We start from the raw sequence: 20,316 nt of genomic DNA on the forward strand, positions 1-20,316 counted from the left end.
GCCCAGTGAGAGTGCGGGGTCATCTGGCCGAATTCATTGTTCTGTAACCCTCGCGCAGCCAAACCGTCATCCCTAACCGGCATCGTGAAGCTCCCGTATACGTCTTGGGAGTCTCGACATGACCCAGTCCTACGAAGAACGCAGCGCCGCCAAAACCCGTCGTCAGCAGGAAGACCAGCGCCGCATGGCGTTCCGTCGCGCGATCGAAGACCGTTTCGAGCAACGCCAGCTCCTGGCCGAAATCAGCGAATTTCCTGACGCGGTTGAATTCAATTACTGGCAGGCAACACCGGCGGCTTCCCGTCGAAACGTTCAACCAGGCCGATGATCTGAGCACGCTCGCCGCGAACGAAGGCCAGGAAGGCATGAGCCACCGGTGACAGGCGTTTGGCCCTGGCCTGCACCAGGCACCAGCTGCGGTAGAGCGGCAGTTCTTCCACCGGCAACTCGATGAGCGCGCCGGACGACAGTTCCCGGCTTACGGCGTGGCGTGTCAAAAGCGCCACGCCCAGCCCGGCCACCACGCATTCACGCTGGGCTTCAGCCGAAGCCACTTCCAATGTCTGGGTGAAGTGCACCCGCTTTTCCTTGAAATATTCCTCGCAGGCCAGTCGTGTACCGGAGCCCGGTTCGCGCAGCAGCAGCGTGTAAGGCTCCATGTCTTGCAAACGCAGTGGGCCCATGTGACACAACGGATGATCGGGTGGCGCCACGGCGACGATCGGATTGTTGAGAAACGGCAGGAATTCCAGGCCCATGTCCTGAGGCACCATGGACATGATCACCACGTCGTCGCGGTTGTCCGAGAGCCGTCGGATGACTTGGCCGCGATTGACCACCGTGAGGTTCAGGTTGACCTCCGGATGCTGGCGCTTGAACGCGGCGAACAGATGCGGGACGAAGTATTTGGCGCTGGATTCCACCGCGAGCTTCAATTGGCCTTGCAGCGAACCCTGCATGTCCGACAGCTGCATGTCGAGGTTCTCCAGGCGTCCGAAGATGTCCCGGCTGGCGCGTTGCAACGCTTCGGCGGCTTCGGTCATGTAGAGCTTCTTGCCAACGTACTCAAACAAAGGCTGACCAATAAGATCTTCGAGGGAGCGAATCTGTAGGCTGACGGCCGGTTGCGTAAGCGACATTTCATCGGCAGCGCGACTGTAGGACCGCAGATCGCACACTTCATTGAAGATTTGCAGTTGACGCAATGTCATACGCATCAATGACTTACGCATTTTTCAAATACTCTGGGCCGAGACAGTTACCTCAACTATAAGTCTTTGCTTATGCACGACCCAATAATTATTCATTTTTGTTAATCCCCAGCCGGGACTAGTGTGGACCTGCGACCAATTGTTACATCTGGTCACGCATCGGCCTGAACCCAGGCCGTGGGTATCACCGGCTCAAGGGAACCTCCAATTGATAACAAAGATCCTGATCGCCAACCGTGGTGAGATTGCCGTCCGCATCGTGCGCGCTTGCGCCGAGATGGGCATTCGCTCGGTCGCGGTCTACTCCGACGCGGACCGCCATGCGTTGCATGTCAAGCGTGCGGACGAGGCCCACAGCATCGGCGCCGATCCGCTGGCCGGCTACCTCAACCCGCGCAAACTGGTGAACCTGGCGGTGGAAACCGGCTGCGATGCATTACACCCCGGCTACGGTTTTCTCTCGGAAAACGCCGAACTGGCAGACATCTGCGCTGAGCGCGGCATCAAATTCATTGGCCCGTCGGCGGAAGTCATTCGCCGCATGGGCGACAAGACCGAAGCGCGCCGCAGCATGATCAAGGCCGGCGTACCGGTCACGCCGGGCACCGAAGGCAACGTCTCGGGCATCGAAGAAGCGCTGGCCGAAGGTGACCGGATCGGATATCCGGTGATGCTCAAGGCCACATCCGGCGGCGGCGGTCGGGGTATCCGTCGTTGCAACAGCCGCGAAGAACTCGAACAGGCCTTCCCCCGCGTTATCTCCGAAGCCACCAAGGCGTTCGGTTCGGCGGAAGTGTTCCTGGAAAAATGCATCGTCAATCCCAAGCACATCGAAGCGCAGATCCTGGGTGACAGTTTTGGCAACGTGGTGCACCTGTTCGAGCGGGATTGCTCGATCCAGCGCCGTAACCAGAAGCTGATCGAAATTGCCCCGAGCCCGCAACTGACCCCCGAACAGCGCGCCTACATCGGCGACCTGTCGGTGCGCGCGGCCAAGGCCGTGGGCTACGAGAATGCCGGCACCGTGGAGTTCCTGCTCGCCGAAGGCGAGGTGTACTTCATGGAGATGAACACCCGGGTGCAGGTGGAACACACCATCACCGAAGAAATCACCGGTATCGACATCGTGCGTGAGCAGATCCGCATCGCCTCCGGGCTGCCGCTGTCGGTGAAGCAGGAAGACATCCAGCACCGCGGCTTTGCGTTGCAGTTCCGCATCAACGCCGAGGACCCGAAAAACAACTTCCTGCCCAGCTTCGGCAAGATCACCCGTTACTACGCTCCGGGTGGCCCGGGCGTGCGCACCGACACGGCGATCTACACCGGCTACACCATTCCGCCGTTCTACGATTCGATGTGCCTGAAGTTGGTGGTCTGGGCACTGACCTGGGAAGAAGCGATGGACCGAGGCCTGCGAGCGCTGGATGACATGCGCCTGCAAGGGGTCAAGACCACCGCCGCCTATTACCAGGAAATCCTGCGCAATCCGGAATTCCGCAGCGGCCAGTTCAATACCAGCTTCGTTGAAAGCCACCCTGAACTGACCAACTACTCGATCAAGCGCAAACCCGAAGAGCTGGCCCTGGCCATCGCCGCCGCCATTGCCGCCCACGCAGGCCTGTAAGGAATCATGACAATGTCCAAGAAGATCCACGTTACCGACACAATCCTGCGCGACGCCCACCAATCGCTGCTCGCCACCCGGATGCGCACCGAAGACATGCTGCCGATCTGCGACAAGCTCGACAAAGTCGGCTATTGGTCGCTGGAAGTCTGGGGCGGCGCCACCTTCGACGCCTGCGTGCGCTTTCTGAAGGAAGATCCGTGGGAGCGCCTGCGCCAACTGCGTGCCGCGTTGCCCAACACTCGTCTGCAAATGCTCCTGCGCGGCCAGAACCTGCTGGGCTATCGCCATTACAGCGATGACGTGGTCAAGGCGTTCGTCGCCAAGGCGGCGGTCAACGGCATCGATGTGTTCCGTATCTTCGATGCGATGAACGACGTGCGTAACCTGCGGGTCGCCATCGAAGCGGTGAAGGCCGCCGGCAAGCACGCCCAGGGCACCATCGCCTACACCACCAGCCCGGTGCACACCATCGACGCATTCGTAGCCCAGGCCAAGCAGATGGAAGCCATGGGTTGCGATTCTGTGGCAATCAAGGACATGGCCGGCCTGCTGACCCCGTATGCCACTGGCGAACTGGTGAAAGCGCTGAAGAGCGAGCAATCGTTGCCAGTATTCATCCACTCCCACGACACCGCCGGCCTGGCCGCGATGTGCCAGCTCAAGGCCGTCGAAAACGGCGCCGATCACATCGATACCGCAATTTCCAGCTTCGCCTGGGGCACCAGTCATCCAGGCACCGAATCGATGGTCGCCGCCCTCAAGGGCAGCGAGTTCGACACCGGCCTGGACCTGGAACTGCTGCAGGAAATCGGCCTGTATTTCTATGCCGTGCGCAAGAAGTACCACCAGTTCGAAAGCGAGTTCACCGCCGTGGACACCCGCGTCCAGGTCAACCAGGTACCGGGCGGGATGATTTCCAACCTTGCCAACCAGTTGAAAGAGCAGGGCGCGCTGAACCGGATGAACGAAGTGCTGGCGGAAATCCCGCGGGTGCGCGAAGACCTCGGCTTCCCACCGCTGGTGACCCCAACCTCGCAGATCGTCGGCACCCAGGCGTTCTTCAACGTGTTGGCTGGTGAGCGCTACAAGACCATCACCAACGAAGTGAAGCTCTACCTTCAGGGCGGTTACGGCAAGGCGCCCGGCGCGGTGAACGAGAAGCTGCGTCGCCAGGCGATCGGTAGCGAAGATGTCATCGACGTGCGGCCGGCCGATTTGCTCAAGCCGGAAATGACCCGGTTGCGTGGTGAAATCGGTGCCCTGGCCAAGTCCGAAGAGGACGTGCTGACCTACGCAATGTTTCCGGATATTGGCCGCAAGTTCCTTGAAGAGCGTGAAGCCGGCACCTTGACCCCTGAGGTGCTGCTGCCAATTCCAGAGGCTGGCAGCGTCAGCTCCGCCGGCGGCGAAGGCGTGCCGACTGAGTTCGTCATCGACGTTCACGGCGAAACCTACCGCGTCGACATCACCGGTGTGGGCGTCAAGGCCGAAGGCAAGCGCCACTTCTATCTGTCCATCGATGGCATGCCGGAAGAGGTCGTGTTCGAACCGCTCAACGAATTTGTCGGTGGCGGCAGCAGCAAGCGCAAGCAAGCCACTGCGCCGGGCCATGTCAGCACCACCATGCCGGGCAACATCGTCGATGTCCTGGTCAAGGAGGGCGACGTGGTCAAGGCCGGCCAGGCGGTATTGATCACCGAAGCCATGAAGATGGAAACCGAAGTGCAGGCGGCCATCGCCGGCAAGGTCACCGCCATTCATGTGGCCAAGGGCGACCGGGTCAACCCGGGCGAGATCCTGGTCGAAATCGAAGGCTGATTCAAACAGCCTCGATGCAACGTTTTACCTCGGGGGAGCAGGTGCTCCCCTTTTTTTTCGCCTCTCAGAACATCATCTTCCACTGGCCCATCAGCGCACCGTTGCGATTGTCCTGGCCAGTCTCGCCGCTGTAGTTCAGTCCCAGGGTATGACGTGGCGATACGGCCAGGTCCAATCCTGCTTGCAAGAGCAGGCTGTCACGGTCCAGTTCGACTCCTTGGATGATGTACGTATTGCCTCCGTTGGCCAGATGTTGATGGGAGTTGCCCCTGGTATCGCCGTATAGGTGTCTCCAGGCGATATCCAGGCGCGGCGTCAATCGTATGCCTTGGTCAAATACAAAGGGACGGGCGAGGCGCAGGCCCAGGTCGCTGTTGTAGTGTTCCTGGGTTTGGCCGTTGTATTGCAACGCGGCATCACCACCTTTTTCCGCATAGGCGTCGCGTTGGTAGCGTTGGTAACCCACCTGGACATAGGGCTCTATATCGAACTGTCCGACGTCCAAGTGGTAGCCGACCTGTCCGAAGACCTGTTGCGTCGTGGCGTCGTAGTGACCCTTGAGGTGATCCCTGAAACCATTGAACGCGACATGGCGCTTGGTGCTGCCGTCATGGCTGCCATAAACGGCACCCAACCGCAGGGCCACCGGCCCGTCCTGGCGCAAGGCATAGGCACCCACCAGCCAACTGTCGAGTGCCCCGTCGAATTGATAGCTGTCCAGTCGTGTCTGGGTCTTGCTGCCAATGACGCCCAATCGCCAATTGGAGCTGACAGCCCAATCGGTTCCCAGCATCAGGCCTTTGGTCGAATGCTTGAGGGCAAAGTCGCCCCATTCCTTGGCGAGGCTACCGTTGTTGCCGATGGCCTGGACCCAGACTTGGCCGTTGGCATATTTACCGGCAGGGTAATTGCGGTTCATGGCCGAAAGCATGCCGCTGCTGACCGGCGCGACGCTGGTCAGGGTCGCACTGCCCAGGTCCGCGGTGTCGTAGCCGCCTAGTTGGTCGATGGCATCGGCGGCGATGGCCTTGTTAGTACCGAGCAATGCGCTGATTGCGGCGTTGGGTTTGGGGGCAGGCTTAATGGCTGGCACCTTGGTGATGGGCTTGGGTTGGGCGCTGGCACTGGTTTTTGTTGGCTGGGTGGGCCTTGGTGCTGGGTTGTCGGTTTGCGAGCCGGCGGCGGGAGAGGGCGTAACCGCTAAAGTATTGGACAGCTCTGGCTCCGGCTTTTTCAGCGGATAGAGCTGTTCGACTGTGTCCACAAAGTTGCGACCGTTGGAGGAGTTGGCTGCGTCCCCCAGCGGAACTCCGTTGCGCTCAAAGACCAGCCCCACCTGTTTCTCTACGGTGTAGTCAGGTGTCGCTGTGAGAAAGAGGAGTTCATTTTCGATCTTCTCGAACTTCCCCACCACCTTCCCCGCGTCGATCACGATGCGCCTTTTCGTGTCGACGTATTCGCCGGGTACGGTGGGGATTTTCAACGTCGCATTGCCCAACGTCGCGGTACCGCCAACCTTAATCGTGGCGCTGCCTTTCTCCGCGTCGATTCCATAAACCAACGTCGCACTCTTGGAGAACTTGAGGTCGTTGGTAACCGAAGGTGCGCCAATGTCTGGACCGACCTTCATCAAGCCCGTCACATCCAGCGCATCGACCGTCCCGTTACCGCTGAACGTGGCGTTTTTCCCAACGAACACGGGCCCGCCCACGGTACCTTGATTATCGAATATGCCGAGCACGTGCACCGCACCCGCAATCTGACCGGTGTTGGTCAACCTGGCCTTCGAACCGACCAGGCTTGCGCCGTTGAAAGCGCCGTCGTTTGACCATTCGCCTTGCTTGAGATACAGATCCTTGAAGTTGCTTGTTTGACCTATCACCCCTCCCTTGGCGATATCCAATTGCAGAACATTGGTTCCGCCGCCTCCGTCGGTAAGCCCGAAAAGTTCGCCTAGTTTGCTTACAGTCACCAAGTCATTGCTATCACCCAACAACAGTGGAGCTTCCTGGGCTTTGATGACCGGCTCGACGCTTGTATCCGGCGCCGCCGCGAATGCCTTGAGGCGGGCCTGCGCCTGGGCAGTTGTTTCAAACGTGCGGATTTGTTCGGCAACTGGCTGAGCCATCGAAACCTCGGCACAGCCAAGCGCCAAGGCTATAGCCAGCGCGAGATGTTGAGGCAGGAATACGTGTTGGGTAGGCATCGAATGTGACCTCTGATGAAAGAGGTCGCACTTTAGAAATTTCACCCCGGGCGGCGATGCCAGCCATCTTCTCGCCGTGGGCACGATTCGGTGGATGAAGTATGTAGGCCGGTCGTGTTGCGTTCCCGATATCGTCGCGATGGCTGGCGGGACGTGTGGCTTTTCCTTACAGCCTGTTCATACACAAGCCGTCAGCTGCGTTTGAGATAAGCCTTCCCATAATGCCGCTCCATCCGCGCCTGAATCAGCTCCAGTGCAATGGACATCAGCCAATAGATGATCGCTGCCGTCGTCAGCATCTCGATATACCGATAGCTGGAGCGACCATAAGACTGCGCTAAAAACATCACTTCCCAGACCCCCATCACCGAAATCAAAGAGGAATCCTTGAGCATGGAAATGAACTGGTTGGTGGTCGGCGGGATGATGGTGCGCATGGCCTGGGGCAAGGTGACGCGCCAGAAAATCACGGTTTCGCTCAGGCCCAGCGCGAGAGAGGCTTCGCGTTGCCCGTGGGGGACGCCGAGGATGCCGGCGCGGAAGATTTCGCTCAGGTAGGCGCCGTAGTTCAGCGACAATGCGATGATCCCGGCAGCGACAGCGCCGGGAACGACGCCCAGTTGCGGCAGGCCCAGGTAGATCAAGAGGATCTGGATCAACAGCGGCGTGCCGCGAAAGAACGACGCGTAGAAACTGGCGATGCCGAACGCCACCGCGCTGCTGGACAGCCGCGCCAAGGCGGTAATGAAGCCCAGCAAGGACGAAGCGACGATCGAACACAGACACAGGAACAACGTCAGCACCGCACCCTGCAAAAAGCCATTGGGCGCCAGGTGCACGCCCAGCAGGTTCGGCAGTTTGTCGAGGATGATGGAGAACTTCAGGTCGAAGCTCAGGAAGAAACTCGCGAACAGCACCAGCATCGCCGCCCAGGTCAGGTACAGCCGGGTGCGAAAGCCGAAGATTTTTTGCAGGCGTGACTCAGCCACCGAAGGCGGTGGCTGAGGGGGTGGAAAAGAAGTCATTGGGTGATGTCGGCGCCGATCCATTTCTGCGAGAGTTTGCTCAAGGTACCGTCCTGTTTCAACTGGGCAAAGACTTCACGCACCTTGCTGTCCCACTGCGCATCGCCTTTTTCGATGGCCACCGAGTTGGGCTCGGAATACAGCGACGCGCCGGCCAGCTTGAAGCGTTTGTCTTCGGTCAGGCGTGGCTGCGCGGTCACCAGGTTGGTCAGCACTGCATCCAGGCGCACTCCGGCGCCCAGGCCCAGGTCTTGGAACGCTACGTTATCGGTGTCGTACGGGGCGATCTGCACGTCCTCGAACGGATAGCTCAGTTGGGTATCCTCGGCGCCTTCGATCACCAGGTTCTTGTTCAGGTAGCTCTCGTAGCTGGAGGCGCTGGTCAGGCCGACCTTCTTGCCGCTCAGGTCCTTGGCGCCATGAATACGGTCGTCCTTGGCATTGACTACGATGACCGCGGGCGACGCGTAGTACTGCACAGGGAAATCGAACACTTCGGCGCGGGCCTTGCTCGGCGTCATGGAGCAGATGCAGATGTCGTAGCGCCCGCTCCAATGACCGGCCGCGATCACGTCCCAGGACGGCGTTTCCAGACGCAGTTTCACACCCAGTTTCTGTGCCACGGCCTTGGCGACGTCCACGTCAAAACCGTCGAGCTGGTTCTGATCGTTGAGGAACGAGAAGGGCGGATAGCTTTCCATCAGTACGCCGACCAGTTCTTTTTTCTGCTCGATGCGATCCAGCGTGGCGCCGGCGAACGCTTGCGAAGAGGCGGCCAGCAGCGTCAGGCCCAGGGCCAGCAATGGTTGTAATTTCATATGAAGGCCCTGTTAGAAAAATAAGTTGTAGTTCGCTGAATGGTGCGTATTAAATAGTTATAAGAACAACTCCGGTAGTGAGTAATTTTCATAAGCTTATGAGTGAATCGCATATGGGCGCAGCAACAGTCATTCTCGATGGCGGCATGGGCCGTGAATTGCAACGCCGTGGAGCTCCGTTCCGACAGCCCGAGTGGTCGGCGCTGGCCTTGAGCGAAGCGCCCCAGGCCGTGGAGGCCGTGCACGCCGCTTATATCGCCAGCGGTGCCGACGTCATCACCAGCAACAGCTACGCCGTGGTGCCGTTCCATATCGGTGAGGCGCGTTTCGCCGCAGAAGGCCAAGCATTGGCCGCGCTGGCCGGTGAGCTGGCCCAGCGGGCGGTAAAAGCTTCAGGCAAAGCGGTACGGGTAGCCGGGTCGCTGCCGCCCTTGTTCGGTTCCTATCGCCCTGATCTGTTTGACGCCGCCCGTGCGAGTGAGTTGTTATCCCCGCTGGTGACGGGCCTGGCACCTCACGTCGACCTGTGGCTGGCCGAAACCCAGAGCTCGACAACCGAAGCGCGGGCGATTCACGCCGGGCTGCCGAAGGATGGCAAGCCGTTCTGGCTGTCGTTTACCTTGAAAGATGAAGACACCGATGAAGTGCCGCGCCTGCGTTCCGGCGAACCGGTGGCGGACGCTGCGGCGGTCGCGGCTGAACTGGGCGTTGAGACGCTGCTGTTCAACTGCAGCCAGCCTGAAGTGATCGGCGCGGCAATCGATGCGGCGCGGGCAGCTTTCGAGCGGTTGGGAGTGAAGATCCACATCGGCGCCTATGCCAACGCCTTCCCGCCGCAACCGAAGGAGGCGACGGCCAACGACGGGCTCGATCCCCTGCGCGAAGACCTCGATCCGCCGGGCTATCTGCAATGGGCGGCCGACTGGCAGAAGCGTGGCGCGAGCCACCTGGGCGGCTGCTGCGGAATTGGGCCGGAGCACATTGCGGTGCTGGCGCAACAGCTGCGCTGAGTCGTAACGGCCATTGCCTGCAGGCACATTCCCATAGGGCGCAGTGGGAGCGTGCCTGCTCGCGGTCAATGGCGATCAGTCAACCGCATTCGATGACCGACACTCCACCAGGCCACGCACCTGCCCGTCCGCAGCCTGGTTCTCCTCGCTCAACCACCGTTCGAACCCTGCACGGATCACCGGCCATTCTGAATCAAGCATCGAGTACCACGCGGTGTCGCGGTTTTGTCCCTTGACCACCATGTGCTGGCGGAACACGCCCTCGAAGGTGAAGCCCAATCGTTCGGCGGCATACCTGGAACGGGCGTTGTCGTTGTTGCACTTCCATTCGAGACGCCGGTAACCCAAGGCAAAAGACTCCTTGGCGAGCAGGTAAACCGCTTCGGTGCTTTTAGGCGAACGCTGCATCGGGGCGCCGAAGGTCACGTGGCCGATCTCGATCCGACCATGGATTGGCACGATGCTCATCAGGCTGAGAATGCCTTGCACCTCGCCACTGGCGCGGTCGATGACGCTGAAGAAATACGGGTCGATGTTGGCGGCGTGATTGTCCAGCCAGGCGTCGAACGCGTTGCGATCCTTGAACGGCCCATAAGGCAAGTAATCCCAAAGCTTCGGATCTGCGCCAGGCCCTTCGAGCGCCTGCCAGAGGCCATCCGCGTGACGGGCCGGATTGAGTTTTTCCAGGCGGATAAAGCGCCCTTCAATCAGCTGGGTGAAAGGTGCAGGGGCCCCTTTCCAATCGGCGAGTGAAGTCGACATGCTGTGTTCCTTAAAGGGCTTTGCGAAATTGGATGAAGCCTGGCCGCTCGGCGATGCGCTCGTACAGCTGAATGGCCGTGGCATTGGTTTCGTGCGTCAACCAGTGCACCTTGCAGCAACCGTCAGCCTTGGCGGTAGCGTAGACGAACTCGATGAGCCGGCGACCTACACCGGTGCCGCGGCTCTGCTCTGTGACCAGCAGATCCTGCAGATAGCAGGAATTCTCGATGCTCCAGTTCGAGCGGTGGTAGATAAAGTGCACCAGGCCCACCGCCTGATCGCCCAGCCAGGCCAGGGCCGCGTGGGTGGGTTCATGCTCATCGAGTATGCGTTGCCAGGTGCTTTGGCTGACCGCATCCGGCAGTTCGGTGTTGTAGAAGCGCAGGTAGGCTTGCCACAACGGCAGCCAGGCGGCGTGATCGTCGGCGCTGACGAGGCGAATTTCGACTTGGCTCATGTTCACTCCTTGGGCGAGGGTTCAGGCATCAACTGGGCGAGCGCCTGATCCTGTAGGTCAGGGCTGGCGGCGAGTCCGTTGCGTACACCGGCGATGTCCGCCGGGCTGCGGTTCTGGCTGAGCTTGCGCTTGCCTTCCAGGCGCTGGATGGGCAGGGCGAACCCGACGATAGCCTTGAGCATGCTGTCGATGTACTCGGGCGGTGCATCGTCGATTTTCCATGGCTGGCCGCGGCCCGTCTCGTGGCGGTCGGTGAGGGCGCCGACCAGGTTACGCAGGCGATGCGGATCGCTGAATACTTCGGCGCTGCCATAGGCGTGTACGGCCAGGTAATTCCAGGTCGGCACGGCTTTGCCGTGTTCGGCTTTGCTCGGATAGAAGCTCGGGCTGACGTAGCCCTCGGCCCCGGCGAATATCACCAAGGCCTCGGCCCCGGCTTCCAGATCGCGCCATTGCGGATTGGCCCGGGCCATGTGTCCGTGAAGGCTTCCGTTCGGGCCTTGTTGTGTGTCCAGTAACAAGGGCAGATGACTGGCCAGCAGGCCATGTTCACCTTGGGTGACCAAGACGGCCAGGCGACAGTCGCCGATCATCCGGTGGAGTTCGGGCAGGTCTTCGACAGCAAAGGCTTTGGGGTTGTACATGATGATTTCCTTGGCGAATACGAGCATCCTAGGCAGGCTATTGGTCTGTTGTAAGAGCCACTTCCGGCCAATTCGATAGGTCCATTCGTGAGGGCTGTCATGGACAACGCCACGCCACCGCTGTCGTTCAACCCCGCAGGAATCGAACTGGACCGCCGCCAGGGGCTCAGTCGTCAGCTTTATCAAGCCCTGCGCGCCCGCGTACTGGACGGCCGCCTGGCCAGCGGCACCCGCCTGCCGGCCAGCCGTGACCTGGCGGCCTCCTTATCGATCTCGCGAAACAGCGTAGTGCGCGCGTATGACCAGCTCTATGCCGAGGGCTTCATCGAAGGACGGGTCGGTGACGGTACGTATGTCGCCAGGTTGGCCTCGATCACCCTACCGCTGAAAAAGATATCCACAAAATCATCCACAGGCTTTTCAACAGGCTTACCCACAGGGTTATCCACAGACTGGCTCGATTTACCTGTGGGTCCATCCAGTAAAGTCGGTCGCAGTGATGCGTTACACCGCGTCGAGAAACACCACTTGGCCCAGCCACCCAGTGGTCCGCCGCGAGCATTCCGAGTGGGTGTTCCGGCCTATGACTTATTCCCTTTCGACGTCTGGGCCAAGCTGAATGGGGCTTTCTGGCGTAAGCCGGATCTCCAGCAGTTGTGTTATGGCGATTCCCAAGGGGACGCGCGCTTGCGTGGGCTGGTTGCCGCTTACCTGCGCAGTTCGCGAGGGCTGCATTGCACGGCTGAACAAATTGTGATCACCAGTGGCGCGCAACAGGGCATCAGCCTTTGTGCACAGTTGCTCGTGGACCCGGGGGACGTCGTGGCGGTGGAAAATCCTGGCTATCGCGCCGCCGGTCATGCTTTTTCGGTGGCCGGTGCCGAGGTGACAGGGGTCCCGGTTGATGGCGATGGGTTGGATTGCAGCGCGCTTGGCACCTTGAGCAATTGTCGGTTGGCCTATGTCACGCCGTCCCACCAGTACCCGACCGGCGTCGTCATGAGCCTGCCACGCCGGCTGCAACTGCTGGCCTGGGCCGAACGCAACGACGGATGGATCGTCGAGGACGACTACGACGGTGAATACCGTTACAGCGGCGCCCCGCTGGCGCCCTTGGCCGCGCTGGACCGTCAAGGGCGTGTTCTTTATGTCGGTACGTTCGGCAAAGTGGCGTTCCCGGCCTTGCGCCTGGGCTACCTGGTGCTGCCACCTGACCTGGTGGACGCCTTCGCCCGGCGCCGCGCGGTGGATGTGCGTCATTCCGAAGTCAGCACCCAGGCCGTGATGGCCGAGTTCATGGCCGCCGGACATTTTCAGCGGCATATCCGGCGCATGCGCCGGGCCGCCCTGGCTCGGCGGGATGCGTTGCTGGCGGGTTGGCCGAAGGCAGCCGCGGGTGTCGGCGCCATGCCGACGGTCGTGGCCGGCTTGCATGTCACGGTTCCGGTGGACAGCGCCGAGCGCGAAGCAGAACTGATCGCCCAGGCGACAAGCGTAGGCGTCGAGATCAATGGCCTGAGTGGCTATTGGTTGCCCACTACGCTTGCGCCCGTGCGTGCCGGGCTGGTGCTGGGGTTTGCCGCGGTTCCCCCGGTCATGATTGACGCCGCGCTGGCGAGGCTGAAGAAGGCCTGGAATACCTAGCGACTAAGCAGTAGCGCCGGCTCGGGCTACGGTTGCCTCTTCACAAGGAAGACCTGCTTGGCCTGGTCCACGGCAATTTCGCTGCGGTAATGGGCAATGAGTTGGCGCTGGTTGAAATTCCGGGTCGAGAGATTGGCCGTTCCAGCCTCCACTTCCGCCACTGTCCTCAGCCGTGCGGAAATAAACGTGTGGCCAGGGACCCAGCTCGTCGAGTAATGGAAGTCTGCGAACCAGAGCGTCTTGTTGGTTTTACGGTCCTTGATCGCATACCTGTCGAGATAATAATGGTGTGGGTCTTTGGTGCGCTGACGGTTGATCTGCTTGGTGATGGAAATTCGGTTGCGGTCCTTCAGCCAAATGAGGCCACTCATGGTGGGCGGGCTCTGTTTGATAAGGCTCAGCACAGTTTCGAACTCTTGTTCATAGAGTGCGTTCGATGCCTTTTTGAGCTGCGTGCTTAGCGATTGGGCTGCGCGCTTTTCCGGTCCCGGCAGATCGATTGTTTCGTTGGTGGCGGTGCCTTCTGCCTGGTCAAGCGCTTCTTTGATCGCGACGCTTACTTTTTCCATCCTGCTGGCATGTGCCGAGAGGACCATGGCAATACCGGCAGGCGTTCGATCGGGCCGCTCGATGTCCTTCTCAAGTTGCGCATTGAAGGAAGGCAACCCGTCGATCAAGGCTTTGCCTTTTTCAATGCTGGTCGCCAGCGCTGGCACGCTGAGCGGTTCGGTCAGGTTCACGTGCGGCACCCATTCACCGGTTTCCTTGTGATGGAACGTGACGATGAGCGCACCTGTGAGGGGGTTCTTCACATCAACCCAGTCGGTCTCCTCCAATGCCTTCGATAGCCGAGGTTCGCCGCTGACGAGTCCCCAAAAACGCGCCCTGATGAATTTTTTTCTCGGCCTTGGGCGTTGTTCGTAGGGGCTGCCCGAAGTTCGACGGTTGCTGCGCTCATCAAGGGCCTGCGCCAGATGACGTAACGCCCGTGTCCTGGCGTGGCCAATCTGCTTGACCAGCCGAGCGAGCTGTTGGGGTTTGGCGCTGTCCTTGTATTCATTTCCCAAGTACTGAAGATGTTCTTCGATGCCGGTGAATTGTTCGGTCAGGCTACCGAACGCATCGATTTGCTCGTCCAACCGGATCACGCTTCGCTCATTGATGGCGTCACGCAGGCTCTGGAAAGCAACCGTTGCGTTATCGACGGCCCGGTTAATTTCCACCCAGCCTTCGGGCATGGTGCTGACACTTTCCAAAGACAGGCAGAGGTGGCGATACATATCCAGCTGCATGAGCCGAAGATCGTCGCTCTTGTAGACCGGTAGTTTGCGGCGATGCTGCCGGACCGACTCGAAGCCTTCACGTCCGAGCTCCTTGAGCCTGATAAAGCGAGTCTCCAGATAATCCAGGCGTTCGATCATGTCCTCCCCGACTCTGATCATCTTATCGGCCGTATCGACATGTTGCTGTTCAAGCGTTCTGGCACGCGTGGTGTTCATCCCCGTTGCCTCTCGGATGGCTGGGGTGAAACGTTCTTCCAGCGCATCTATCTCGGCGAACGTGAAGTTGATTTGCGCGTTGATGTAACCAAGACTGATCCGAGGATAATCGGGCCTGGATTGAAAAACCGGCCATTCAATCAATATGTCCAACGCTTTCTCATAGTTTTCCCGCTGCGCCTGCAGAGTTGCCAGATAGGCGTCGCGGTTGGCTTCCCTGGAGGGGCCTGCGGCTTCGTTCAATTCTCGTGAACGCGTCGTCAACAGTTTCTGATTCTCGGGTTTTTGTTCTTCGAGCCGGTTCAGCGTGGTCAATAATTCAATACGACGAAGATTCGCATGGGCGACGGCGGCTCGCCTGGCACCCTTGGATCCGCTGCCGCGCAAGCGCAGGCTTGGATCGACATGCCAACGGCCCCGTGTATCGAGTGCCAGCGCCGGACCGTTGCGCACCCCTTTGACGATGGACACGGTGTCTCCCTCAACGGAGGCTTCGAACCATTTGCCCTCCAGTTGTACGTACCAGTGCTGATCTTTTTCGTAGAGGCCTTTGAGCGGTCCCTCGGTTTGGGGCAAGCCAAGGTCTTTTGGCGTTTCGATGCTGAAAGTCGCCAGGAGCCCAGCGTTGTCCCCGGATCTGCCCATCAGGGCGCCACTCGTATGCACGGTATCGTAGTGCTCCTCGGATGGCTCTGTTTTAGCAAGCGGCGCGAGCGTCTCTATGACCAGCTCGGGTTTCGGCAGGCTTGGTGTTGGGGGAAGCATTTTTTCGGGCGCCTCTGTTGGGCGACGGTGTCCGGTATTGGCCGCGCGTTGCATGGCGTAATTGGCGATCCCCAACGCCACATTCAGCAACAGGCCGACGAAGATTTCCCATTTTGCTTCGCCGGAGAGTACTTCGTTGCGCTGCGTCAGCTTTTCAAGGTCGTCCAAAATTTGCCACAACCAAGTCGCGGTACCGGCAGAGGCGCCCAAATAGGGCAATGCCAGGTTGAAAATCAGCCAGCCCGCCTGCTTGAAGGATTCCCAACGGGCTTCGCCATTGGACACTGATTGACGATCGGCGAGTGTGACCAGCGCGTGGGCATTGGCTTTGAACAACATCGGTAGGAAATCCGCTCCCAAGGCTTCATCGCTCAGGCTCACGGGGCCGCTATAGGACAACAACGTCAGAGGGGATACCGCAAACTCCACGACTGCCCAGGGAGACGGGAGATCGCTTGGAAAAACGTACCGGCTATAGGTTTCTCGCACACTATCGGGTAGCCAGGCCAGGACCGATTGGCGCAAGGACGGGGTTTGCCTTATCGCGTAAAGCAGGTTGCTGAACGATGGATATTGAGACAGTTGCGGATCAAGCATCGGTCGATAAAGCAGGCAAGGACCCGCCGCTGGGTTTTGCGGGCCGATGATGAACATATTGGCGACGATATCTTCGCAGAGGCCCAGTTGCAGTTCGGGCACGAAGGCGAGCTTGCGCAGGACAATGGTCTGCCCGTCGACCTTGCGATCCGCTTCCTTGGGTTCCATCAATGCCGCGACATAGCGATAGCCTTGTTCGTCGAGGTTGCCTTGCTCGCGAAGTTTGCTTTCCAGGGCAAGCATGGGCAATTGAATACGCAGTTGTGAGGTGTATAACGCTTCGCGGCGGGTCGACTCGGCGGGATCATCGATGAGCTTTTTCTTGATCAGGTCGGGATAAGCACGACCGAGGTCGATTGTCGTAATCAGCCTTTCAACGTAATCGGGTGTCAGCCATTCAGGGAGGGGGCTCGCGTTGAGGGACTTGACTGATTTATTGCCCGTGGGCAGTCCGATCAGGTTTTGCAGGGCAAGTTCGACGAGGCTGAACCGGGTAGTGTCCACTTTTCCCGGGACAACAAACGTGCCCCACACGACGGGGCTCTGTATTTGTATCTCGATGGTTTCGACATCCAATGTCAGGGCATCGGCATGTTCTGCCTGCATCTTGGTCTTCAAGGCATTCAGCGCATACGCCTTGATGGAGGGGATATCGTCCAGATAGTTTTTTTCAGCCTGCGAGCTGCTGAGCGCCGACAGGTTTTTCATGTATTGGGCGAACAGAATCAGCTCGGAAGTCGATGCTGCTTTCAGCCAGTCGGGGACCTGTTTCTGGAACCAGCTTTCACCAGCTATCTTGTCTTTGCTCAAGCTATTGCTGACAGGTTGCTCGCGCTCAGTGGCATCAGCGGCCTGCGAGGAATCCGGAAAACCAAGAATCCGGACCTGCGCCGCGATGATCGCACAGGCCTTGCTATCGAAGACGTTCGCATTGGGCTCGTAGAGTCGCCAACGAATTTTCTCGTGACGGCCCAAGATGCCAAGGTGAGAGGGGAGAGACTCCCCGAGTGCTTGCCGTGAGGTGAATTTTTCGTAGCCATGAAGCAGTGAGTGGACAAGGATGACTTCCTTGTTTTCAATCAAGCCAATCATTACCACAGCGGAGTTTTCGTCCACGGCTTTAACCGTATCGCCGTCTATTTCCTTAATGTCGATCAGGTAAGCATGGGTGCCATTAAGGTCCTTGCGGTCCTTTGGGTCTGGATGAAGAAAGAGCTTCCTGGCCATTTCGCATTCCGTCGTGGTCCAGCCCTCGACGTGCTCCACATCCCAAAATTTGCGCAACGTGCTGGAAAGCTCGTGCCAGCGCGCGCCGTATGTGCCGAAGGGAACATTCCAATAAGCCAATTGTTGTTCCTGAGTCGCCGGCGCCATGGCTGGCGCCAGTTCGTTCATCAAGCGTCCGATCTGACTGATACGCACCGGTAGATGTATGACTGGCTTGGTAATCGGAAGCCGAGCCAGGAAATGAAGTCCTTCGATCAGCAGCGTCGACTCGTTCAAGCCGACCTGGGCGGCCAGCATGTCGCTGAGCGTTATGTAGAAAGTCGGAAGCGCTACGATTTCGTCATCGACAATCTGCCAGCCCGGTTTGCCGATGACCGTGGTATGGGGGTCAAGGTCCAGCGTGGGATAAAGCACCTTAAGGGCGTCCGCCAAAAGTACGGAGGCGACTTCTGCATAAGAGGGGCCTGCAAGCAGCTGGTTTTCTAAGGCGCCCCTGATACTGGCGTCGGATTTAGCATCTGTATTGCTGACTTCGAGTGGCATCTGGTGTTCCTGTCTGGCGGTTCATGGCAAACCCGAAGTCCATTCTCCGGATTCGCCATGCTAGAAATGCTCACGACAGGGAGGGTGGTATATATGTATACCGCCTTGCTGATCTTTCCTTATGTACCCGATTTGATCTTCGTCCAGGCCCGGGTCCGTGCGCGCTCGGCGTCCCTCGGCAAGGGTTGCAGCGTATAAAGCGTGGCCATCGCCGCTTCCGTCGGGTACAGGTTGGGGTTGCCGCGGATCGCCGGATCAACCATTTCGGTGGCGTCCTTGTTCGGGTTCGGATAACCGACGAAATCACTGACCGGCGCAATCACTTGCGGCTGGAGCAAGTAGTTGATGAAGGTGTAGGCGTCGTCCGGGTTCTTCGCACCCTTGGGGATGGCGAGCATGTCGAACCAGATCGGCGCGCCTTCCTTGGGCAGGCGCATGTCCACGGTCACGCCATTCTTGGCTTCCTTGGCGCGGTTGGCCGCCTGGGAAAAACTGCCGGAATAACCGACGGCCACGCAGATGTCGCCATTGGCGATGTCGGCCATGTATTTGGACGAGTGGAAATAGGTGATGTAGGGCCGGATTTTCAGTAGCAGCGCTTCGGCCTTGGCATAGTCCGCCGGCTTCTTGCTGTTGGGGTCCAGGCCCAGGTGCTGCAAGGCCAGGGGCAGGATTTCCGACGGCGAGTCGAGCAGCGCGACGCCGCACTGCTTGAGCTTGCTGATGTTTTCTTCCTTGAAGATCAGGTCCCAACTGTCCACCGGCGCGTTGTCGCCAAGGGCGGCCTTGACCTTGTCCGGGTTGAAGCCGATCAGGATAGTGCCGTACATGTAGGGCACCGCAAATTTGTTGCCCGGGTCGTTGGCTTCGATCAGCTTCATCAGCTTGGGATCGAGGTGATTCCAGTTCGGCAGCTTGCTGCGGTCCAGGGGCTGGAACACCCCGGCTTCGATCTGCTTGGCCAGGAACACGTTGGACGGCACCACCACGTCATAGCCGGAATTTCCCGTCAGCAACTTGGCCTCCAGGGCCTCATTGGTATCAAAGATGTCATAGACCAGCTTGACCTGGCTGTTCTGCGCCTTGAAATCGTCCAGGGCCTTGGGCGTGATGTAGTCGAACCAGTTGTAGACGCGCAGCGTGCGCTCCTCGGCCTGGACAGCGCCGCAAAGCAGCGCGGCGCACAGGGCCGGGGCCATCAGATGCTTGAGTCTGTTCATGCTGTTGTTCCTCATTGGGCGCTTTGGAAACCTTCAAGGACGTTCACGGCATTGATGCCGATTTCTGCCACCGCGTAGCCGCCTTCCATCACGAACAAGGTCGGCTTGCCGAGGGCGGCGATGCGCTTGCCCATCGACAGGTAGTCCGGGCTGTCGAGCTTGAATTGCGAGATCGGGTCGTCCTTGAACGTGTCCACGCCCAGGGACACCACGATGACATCGGCGTCGTAGCGTTGGACTTCGCCGCAGGCTTGCTCCAGGGCAGCGCTCCAGGTGTCCCAACCTGAGCCGGCCGGCAAAGGGTAGTTGAAGTTGAAACCCGCGCCGGCGCCTTCGCCGCGCTCATCTTCATAGCCCAGGAAGAATGGAAACTCCGCCTCCGGGTGGCCGTGGATCGAGGCGAACAGCACGTCGCTGCGCTCGTAGAAAATCGATTGGGTGCCGTTGCCGTGGTGGTAATCCACGTCGAGGATGGCGACCTTTTTATGGCCTTGGTCGAGAAACGCCTGGGCGGCGATGGCGGCGTTGTTGAGGTAGCAATAACCGCCCATCAAGTCCCCGGCGGCGTGGTGCCCCGGCGGGCGGCACAACGCAAAGGCACTTCGCGCACCGCGTTGAATCTCGGCCTGGGCGGTGAGGGCAACCTGGGCTGCGCTATACGCCGCTTGCCAAGTGCCGGCGGTAATCGGCGCACCGCCGTCGAAGCTGTAATAGCCGAGTTGGCCGTGCAGGCTGGTCGGGATCACCGTGCGCAGGGTTCGGGCCGGCCAGGTGTAGGGCAGCAGGTCACCGTCGCGGTTGAACTCGGTCCAACGCTCCCAGGCGCCTTTGAAAAATTCCAGGTACGCCGGGCTGTGGATACGCTGGATCGGCACCAGGCCAAAATCCTGCGGCGCCTCCACCGGCCCCAACGCCCGAGCCTTGACCCGCTCCAGCACGTGGTCGGCTCGGGAGGGCATCTCGAAACAGGGCATCAGTTGCCCGTCCATCAATTCGCAGCGTCCGTGGTGCAGGTGGTGATCGTCCGAGTAGATCGTCAGCATTCTTGTTCTCCGCAGGGCTGATTCGCTGGGACACAGTCTTGCGGCGCGCGCGGTCTTGGAGAACGGCAGGAAAGGCCAAAAGGGGATCGAAATGGCCAAAAGCTTTGACCGTAAATCGCCCCTTGTTGGCGCGGGTGTGCGCTGGTTCGGGGCGTGCGTCCACGGCTACCCGAGAATCCCGTGGCGAGGGAGCTTGCTCC

General features: G+C 59.7%; 15 protein-coding genes. 5 read left to right on the top strand and 10 right to left on the bottom strand.

Features of this window, described 5'->3' with window-relative positions; translation table 11 throughout:
• Positions 1–118: 118 nt before the first annotated feature.
• Positions 119–328, top strand: a complete 210-nt coding sequence (locus tag OC610_RS05950; RefSeq protein WP_181288468.1) for a PA3496 family putative envelope integrity protein — start codon at positions 119–121, stop codon at positions 326–328.
• Here OC610_RS05950 and OC610_RS05955 read toward each other — a convergent pair.
• A complete protein-coding gene (locus OC610_RS05955; RefSeq protein ID WP_264426998.1) occupies positions 270–1,232 on the bottom strand; it encodes a LysR family transcriptional regulator in 963 nt (320 codons plus the stop codon). The genes OC610_RS05950 and OC610_RS05955 overlap by 59 nt on opposite strands.
• A gap of 187 nt (positions 1,233–1,419) precedes the next feature.
• On the opposite strand from OC610_RS05955, the gene OC610_RS05960 reads away from it, so the two are divergent.
• Positions 1,420–2,835, top strand: a complete 1,416-nt coding sequence (locus tag OC610_RS05960) for an acetyl-CoA carboxylase biotin carboxylase subunit (protein ID WP_030139089.1) — start codon at positions 1,420–1,422, stop codon at positions 2,833–2,835.
• A gap of 12 nt (positions 2,836–2,847) precedes the next feature.
• Positions 2,848–4,656: a sodium-extruding oxaloacetate decarboxylase subunit alpha gene (gene oadA, locus OC610_RS05965; protein WP_264426999.1), complete on the top strand. Its 1,809-nt coding sequence runs from the start codon at positions 2,848–2,850 to the stop codon at positions 4,654–4,656.
• Positions 4,657–4,720: 64 nt separating this feature from the next.
• Here the strand turns inward: oadA and OC610_RS05970 are convergent, their stop codons facing one another.
• The 3 genes from OC610_RS05970 to OC610_RS05980 form a co-directional block, all read right to left on the bottom strand.
• On the bottom strand, positions 4,721–6,784 hold the full coding sequence (locus tag OC610_RS05970; RefSeq protein WP_264427000.1) for an autotransporter outer membrane beta-barrel domain-containing protein: 2,064 nt from the start codon (positions 6,782–6,784) through the stop codon (positions 4,721–4,723).
• Between the two features lie 269 nt (positions 6,785–7,053).
• On the bottom strand, positions 7,054–7,887 hold the full coding sequence (locus tag OC610_RS05975) for an amino acid ABC transporter permease (RefSeq protein ID WP_264427001.1): 834 nt from the start codon (positions 7,885–7,887) through the stop codon (positions 7,054–7,056).
• Positions 7,884–8,705, bottom strand: coding sequence for an ABC transporter substrate-binding protein (locus OC610_RS05980; RefSeq protein WP_053126695.1), 822 nt, complete (start codon positions 8,703–8,705; stop codon positions 7,884–7,886). Before OC610_RS05980 ends, OC610_RS05975 begins: the two co-directional genes overlap by 4 nt.
• Before the next feature lie 113 nt (positions 8,706–8,818).
• Between OC610_RS05980 and OC610_RS05985 the strand changes: the two genes are divergently transcribed.
• Entirely contained in the window at positions 8,819–9,715 is an 897-nt protein-coding gene (locus tag OC610_RS05985) for a homocysteine S-methyltransferase family protein (RefSeq protein ID WP_264427002.1), read from the top strand.
• Between the two features lie 75 nt (positions 9,716–9,790).
• Here OC610_RS05985 and OC610_RS05990 read toward each other — a convergent pair whose 3' ends face one another.
• The 3 genes from OC610_RS05990 to OC610_RS06000 are packed head-to-tail and all read right to left on the bottom strand — an operon-like array spanning position 9,791 to position 11,578.
• Positions 9,791–10,477: a GNAT family N-acetyltransferase gene (locus OC610_RS05990; protein ID WP_264427003.1), complete on the bottom strand. Its 687-nt coding sequence runs from the start codon at positions 10,475–10,477 to the stop codon at positions 9,791–9,793.
• Between the two features lie 10 nt (positions 10,478–10,487).
• Positions 10,488–10,934 carry a GNAT family N-acetyltransferase gene (locus OC610_RS05995; protein ID WP_264427004.1) on the bottom strand — a complete coding sequence of 149 codons (447 nt, stop codon included), beginning with the start codon at positions 10,932–10,934 and terminating at the stop codon, positions 10,488–10,490.
• Between the two features lie 2 nt (positions 10,935–10,936).
• Positions 10,937–11,578, bottom strand: a complete 642-nt coding sequence (locus OC610_RS06000) for an FMN-binding negative transcriptional regulator (protein ID WP_264427005.1) — start codon at positions 11,576–11,578, stop codon at positions 10,937–10,939.
• Between the two features lie 99 nt (positions 11,579–11,677).
• Here OC610_RS06000 and pdxR point away from each other — a divergent pair, with 99 nt between their 5' ends.
• Positions 11,678–13,222: a MocR-like pyridoxine biosynthesis transcription factor PdxR gene (pdxR, locus tag OC610_RS06005; protein WP_264427006.1), complete on the top strand. Its 1,545-nt coding sequence runs from the start codon at positions 11,678–11,680 to the stop codon at positions 13,220–13,222.
• Between the two features lie 26 nt (positions 13,223–13,248).
• Here the strand turns inward: pdxR and OC610_RS06010 are convergent, their stop codons facing one another.
• From OC610_RS06010 to OC610_RS06020, 3 genes are all read right to left on the bottom strand, one after another.
• Positions 13,249–17,853, bottom strand: coding sequence for a dermonecrotic toxin domain-containing protein (locus OC610_RS06010; RefSeq protein ID WP_264427007.1), 4,605 nt, complete (start codon positions 17,851–17,853; stop codon positions 13,249–13,251).
• 119 nt (positions 17,854–17,972) lie between these two features.
• On the bottom strand, positions 17,973–19,073 hold the full coding sequence (locus OC610_RS06015) for a polyamine ABC transporter substrate-binding protein (protein WP_264427008.1): 1,101 nt from the start codon (positions 19,071–19,073) through the stop codon (positions 17,973–17,975).
• Between the two features lie 11 nt (positions 19,074–19,084).
• Positions 19,085–20,116, bottom strand: a complete 1,032-nt coding sequence (locus OC610_RS06020) for a histone deacetylase family protein (RefSeq protein ID WP_264427009.1) — start codon at positions 20,114–20,116, stop codon at positions 19,085–19,087.
• Positions 20,117–20,316 lie beyond the last annotated feature (200 nt).

Source organism: Pseudomonas agronomica, from assembly GCF_025917275.1.
Classification (GTDB): Bacteria; Pseudomonadota; Gammaproteobacteria; order Pseudomonadales; family Pseudomonadaceae; genus Aquipseudomonas; species Aquipseudomonas agronomica.